The following is a 5,902-nucleotide window of genomic DNA, read 5'->3' as shown; positions in this document are numbered from 1 at the left end:
GGACAATGACTATCTGCTCAAACTACTGGGCATCAATTAAGCCCGATTGCCCTGATACCCCGTATACCAATTCAGCTTGAAGACTGGTCGCTGTAACTCCCTCACATACTGCGCTGGCGGCTGGGCAGATCCTGTTGGCGCAATGGCTGCATGCTGCTGCTTGCCCCCTGCATGCAGCAGTGAGGCATAGTATTCGCCTTTGACATCCTCCCCGCCCTTTAGGGCGGGGAGGATGTCAAGACCTGTTTTTCTGCTGCGGGGCTTTGCTCATCCAGCTGCAGTACACGCAGAGTGCGTTCGCGTACTGTTTTGAGCAGTTGTGCATCGTCCGTCAGTGATTGCTGGTAAGAAGGGATCATCTGGCGTAGTTTCTGGCCGCCTTCACCTTGCACCAAATGCGGGAAAGCCCGCTCAACCACGTTCAGCATGGCTTGCACTGCGGTGGAGGCACCGGGTGATGCACCCAGCAGAGCCGACATGGTTTTGTCTGAAGAAACAATCACCTCAGTACCAAACTCCAGCTTGCCACTGCCATTTTTGTCTTTTTTGATGATCTGCACACGCTGACCGGCAATGGAGAGTTCCCAGTCTTCTTTTTTTGCCGCAGGGAAGTATTTTTTCAGTGAGTCCACACGGGCTTCATGAGACTGCAAAGATTCACTGATTAAATAACGGGTCAGATCCATATTGCTAAGACCAACCGACATCAATGGGCGCAGGTTATTGGCACGAATCGAGCAGGGCAGATCCAGAATGGAACCTTTTTTCAGGAACTTGGTGGTGAATCCGGCAAAAGGTCCAAATAGCAGGGCTTTTTTGCCGTTGATGATACGGGTATCCAGGTGAGGCACGGACATGGGCGGAGCACCCAGAGGTGGCTTGCCGTAAACCTTGGCATGGTGTTGTTCAACAATCGCCTGATTGTTACAGATCAGCCACTGGCCGCTGACCGGGAAACCACCGTAACCCTTGCCTTCCTGGATGCCGGATTTCTGCAGCAGTGTGAGCGCGGCACCACCGGCACCAATGAATACAAAACCGGCATTAATGACTGTGGTTTTACGGGTGTGGCGATCTTTCAGCTCGACTTGCCAAGTTTGGTCTTTTTGCTGTTCCAGATCTTCAACGGTGGTATTCAGATAAAGATCAAAACCATCCTGCTGTTGCAGGTTGCTGACCATCGAACGGCTGAGCTCACCGAAGTTGACGTCCGAACCGTAAGCAATACGAGTGGCAGCCACTTTTTCACCAGCGGGGCGATCTTTCATCACCAAGGGCATCCACTCGGTGATCTGGGCCGGATCTTCGCTGTATTCCATGTCAGCAAACAGATGGTGCTGGCGCAGGGTTTCATAACGCTTACGCAGGAAGCCAACATTCTCGTCACCCCAGACAAAACTGCAATGAGGTGCAATATTGATGAACTTTTTGGGAGCAGGCAGTGCGCCTTCTTCAACCAGATAAGACCAGAGTTGCAGGCTCAGCTCAAAAGCCGAGTTGATGCTGAAGGCTTTGGTGGTATCAACGCTGCCATCAGCTTTGACGGGCGTGTAGTTCAGCTCACAGTAGGCAGCATGACCGGTTCCGGCGTTGTTGAGGGCATCGGTACTTTCCTGAGCGACCTGATCAAGGCGCTCAACCATCGCAATGGTCAGTGATGGATCTAATTGCTTTAGGAGGGTGCCGAGTGTTGAGCTCATGGCTCCGGCGCCGACCAGCAGCACATCCACTTTCTTTGCTGTCATCTTTAAAGTTACCCCATCCAGTGTGTTCTGGCCGCGATTATAGGCGTCACCCTGCGACAATCAATCCATCTATAGTGGAATAGGCCATAAACAGTGGTTATGACCAGAATTTGCGCTGAAAGTTTTGTATCTTTCGCAACTGCGTTACGTTTTTCGCAATTTATACATGTAACTTGTCCGACTAAAGACTAGAATTCACAGCGTTTTTTTCTGTACTCAAATCTGATTCAGGGAGTTTTTGTGCGTCTCGTTCATTGCCTGCTGGCGTTTGTTGCTTTTTTGTTGATTCGTTTTCTGACGCCGCTGGAAGCCGATATTGCTTCCGGGTTGGCTTTGCTGGTGGTGATTGCCTGGTTGTGGCTGACCGAAGCTTTGCATGTCAGTGTCACCGCGTTGCTGGTACCGTTTCTGGCTGCGCTACTGGGAATTTTTAGCCTGCCCAAGGCTCTTTCACACTTTTCTGATCCAATTATTTTCCTCTTTCTGGGTGGTTTTGCGCTGGCGGCAGGTTTACGCCAGCAGGGGCTGGATCGCTGGATGGCCGCCTGGGTGATGCGTCGTGCTGGTGGTGAGGTGGGACGAGCGGCCCGCTGGTTGTTTGGCCTGACGGCGCTCCTGTCCATGTGGATCAGTAACACGGCTACGGCAGCCATGATGTTGCCGTTGGCGCTGGGTTTGCTGGCACCACTGGATTATGATCGTTATCGGAATACCTGGATTTATGTACTGCTGGGTGTGGCTTTTAGTGCCAATATCGGCGGTATCGGTACGCTGGTGGGCAGTCCACCCAATGCCATTGCTGCTGCTGCTGTGGGTATCAGTTTTGGGCAGTGGTTGCTGTGGGGTTTGCCTCTGGCGCTGGTGTTGTTGCCAATAATGGACTGGATGTTACGTCGGGTTTTAAAACCTGCCTTAACAGCGGAAGTGAGTGTGCTGGATGTAAATATGGCATGGAGCCGATCTCATACAGGTATGTTGTTGGTGTTTCTGCTAACAGTGATATTGTGGATTTTTGGTGCACCTTTGGGAGAAAAGCTAGGTATAAGCCAGGGTTATGATGCGGCGGTGGCTTTGCTGGCACTTTTACTGCTGCATACCTTTGGGTTGGCCAGCTGGAGAGAGATTGAAAAAAGCGCCGATTGGGGCGTGTTGTTGCTGTTTGGTGGTGGTATTACCCTGAGCGCAGCACTGACTGTGAGCGGCACGGGTGCATGGTTGGCAGCACTGGTGGGTGGTGGGTTTGCGGTGTTGCCTGCGCTGGTGGTGGTGGCGTTGATGGTGGCGTTTGCGATGGCGTTAACCGAGGTTGCCAGCAATACCGCCAGTGCAGCTTTGTTGATTCCGCTGTTTATTGGCATGACACCGGATGTTAACCCAGTGGTAGTGGCTGTGATGGTGGCAGTGGCGACCTCCTGTGCCTTCCTGCTGCCAGTTGCCACACCACCCAATGCCATTATTTTTGGCAGTGGCAAGGTCAGCCAGCGTGCGATGATTGTGAATGGCGGCTGGGTGACTTTGCTGGCCTGGCCGACACTGATTGCAGCGGCTGCTATTGCCTTGCTGTTTTAAATCATCAACCCTGTAGCCATTGTTTTAGACCTTTAGCCAGGGCGGGTGATAGATCAATGGCGTTGGAGGGGTGGGGCACCGAGTTGCTGGTGACGACCGAGTGGGTATGAGCGGCTTTTAACAGCTCCCAGGCCCCTGCCCCAAAAAGACCATGGGTGCCGATGCAGACCGCCGGTTTCATACCGGCTTTTTGCAGGTGTTCCAGGGTTTGCAGCAGGGTACGACCACTGGAGATGATGTCATCCACCAATACCGGGGTGTGATCCAGATACTGCTGCACATGAGGGACAGAAACCTCAACGTCCAGATCCCCGCTGCGAACTTTTTCCAGCACCTCAAAGGGAGCATTGGCCAGTCGCGCCACTTCGGCTACCCATTGTTCACTTTCACTGTCCGGTCCCAGCAGCAGGGGTTTTTGAACCGTCTGCAGCAACCATTGCGCCACACTTTCTGCGGATGTCAGTGCTTTACTAGAGATGCCGTAGATTTCATCCAGGCTCTGGTAACGGTGCAGGTGTGGATCAACCGTGATCAGAAAATCAAAACTGCGTGAAATCAGGCTGGCAAAGTGGCGCGAGGTGATGCATTCACCGGCCTGAAAGCGTTTATCCTGTCGCATGTAACACAGGTAGGGTGCCACCAGTGCAATACGTCGAGCACCCAGCTCTTTCAGCACTTCTGCAGCAAAAATCAGCGGTAAAAAACGTGGATTGGGATTATGCAGACTGCACACTAACAGGCAGTCGCGCCCTGCTGCCGGGCTGTCGATGCGCAGATAACTTTCACCATCGGGGAACTGGCGGTAATCCAGCTGTCCGACTTCTGCCTGCAGTAGTGATGCCAGTTGGTCTGCCAGTGTGGCCGGTTGATCACCCGCTTGTTCAAACAGGCTGTCCAGATTAAAAATCAGCGGTGGGTTCATGCAGAAATCTCGATCATGTTGGGATGGGCTTCCAGAAATTCTACTGCGTACTGGAGTTCACCCGGACTGTCGGCATGCAGGGTCAGCAGCAGTTGGCCGGGTTTTATTGCCTCGTGTAATTTAACTTCCAGAGTGACCCCGGCAGTGGGGTCTTCCGGTGCACCGGCCAGTTTTGCCAGTTGTGACAGCTGGCGATTGTCGATGCTGATCACCCGGCCGCTGGTTTTGCTCTGCCAGTTGTATTGATAGGGTGCCATGCCCGGTTCGGTAAAACCGCCCTGGGCATCACAGATGTTGATGAATTTTTCCAGAGCCAGACCGGAGTTCAGTGTCTCTGTGGCTTTTGCTAACCCAGCTCCGGGTTCGGCCAGGTGCGCCATTTCCAGCAGCTCAGCGGCCAGTGTTAATGCGCGGTCACGTAAATCCTGGGGAGCCGAGGGTTCATTACGCAAAACAGCCAGCAGATCATGGGCTTCCAGCGCCGGACCAATGCCACGACCCACCGGCTGAGTGCCGTCGGTTCGGATCACCCGTACATCCAGTCCCAGTGCTTTGCCGGTTTCAATCAGGTGTTTGCTGAGTAGATCGGCGGCTTCTTCTGAGCGTACCTTGGCGGTGGGGCCAATGGGAATGTCGATCAGTACATGACTGGAGCCAGCAGCCGCTTTTTTGGATAACACTGAAGCGACCATCTGACCTTCACTGTCCAGATCCAGCATCCGCTCCACACGGATCAGAATATCATCCGCAGGGGAAAGATTAACCGAGCCACCCCAAGCCAGGCAGCCACCTTGTTCTGTAACCACTTTTTTGAGCGTGGATAAAGACAGATTCACCTGAGTCATGGTGGCCATGGTATCTGCCGTGCCTGCCGGAGAGGTAATGGCGCGGGAGGAGGTTTTTGGCATCACCCCACCACAGGCGGTGACAATGGCAACCACAATAGGCGTGGTACGATTACCCGCCAGACCACCCACACAGTGTTTATCAACCACCCGCTTTTGTCCCCAGTCCAGCCTGCGACCAGATCGCAGCATGGCGTTAGTGAGGGCAATGATTTCATCCTGATCCAGATTGTTACCGGCACAGGCTGTAACAAAGCTGGAGAGATGCACATCGGAATAACGTCCGGACACAATGTCATCAATGATGGCCTGGGTTTGTTCCTGATTCAGCCGATGACCGTAAACCTTGCGACGCAGGTGGCTCAGTGACAGTACCGGGTCTGGGTGACGTACCTGAGCTTCACTGTTCGGCTGAGGATCGAGTTTTTTCCAGGCGGATTCTGACAGCCCCATCTCACCGGGCTGCAGTAGTTGGTCATTGTCGACGATAGATAGGGTGGCGAGAATCCAGCGTTCGCTAATACGAATATGCACACGACTACTGGATGTAAAGCCTTCGGAACGGCAGACGTGGCTGTTACGGCGCAGATAAACCACCTGCTCCTGATGAGTGTCGATACCCAGCCGAACCGGCCTGAGTGGATAAGCCAGGCCATCAGATGGTGCGGAGACTGCCATGTAAAATCCTTGAGAAGTTAAGGTCTTATGGCAATCTTAGAAGCCGCAGCCGGATGGAGCAAGCTGCAATGCAACAGCTTAAGTTCTGTATCAATGGTTCAGACAGTTTCATGATGCAATAGCACCGTAGTTGCAAAGCTCCT

The 5,902-nt window shown here is 53.2% G+C and carries 4 protein-coding genes; 1 reads left to right on the top strand and 3 read right to left on the bottom strand.

The window, feature by feature from the left end:
* Positions 1-218 precede the first annotated feature (218 nt).
* Positions 219-1,745 (bottom strand): malate dehydrogenase (quinone), encoded by a 1,527-nt coding sequence (gene mqo / locus IBX50_RS16220; protein ID WP_292257338.1) that lies wholly within the window; start codon positions 1,743-1,745, stop codon positions 219-221.
* A gap of 240 nt (positions 1,746-1,985) precedes the next feature.
* Here mqo and IBX50_RS16215 point away from each other — a divergent pair, with 240 nt between their 5' ends.
* The gene (locus tag IBX50_RS16215; RefSeq protein ID WP_292257337.1) at positions 1,986-3,314 is read left to right on the top strand and encodes a DASS family sodium-coupled anion symporter; all 1,329 of its coding nucleotides are present in this window, start codon (positions 1,986-1,988) and stop codon (positions 3,312-3,314) included.
* Between the two features lie 4 nt (positions 3,315-3,318).
* Here the strand turns inward: IBX50_RS16215 and IBX50_RS16210 are convergent, their stop codons facing one another.
* Positions 3,319-4,236 (bottom strand): ribose-phosphate pyrophosphokinase, encoded by a 918-nt coding sequence (locus tag IBX50_RS16210; protein ID WP_292257336.1) that lies wholly within the window; start codon positions 4,234-4,236, stop codon positions 3,319-3,321.
* Entirely contained in the window at positions 4,233-5,759 is a 1,527-nt protein-coding gene (locus IBX50_RS16205; protein WP_292257335.1) for a thymidine phosphorylase family protein, read from the bottom strand. Before IBX50_RS16205 ends, IBX50_RS16210 begins: the two co-directional genes overlap by 4 nt.
* Positions 5,760-5,902 lie beyond the last annotated feature (143 nt).

This window comes from Marinospirillum sp., assembly GCF_014859565.1.
This window is presented reverse-complemented; position numbering and strand designations above follow the sequence as displayed.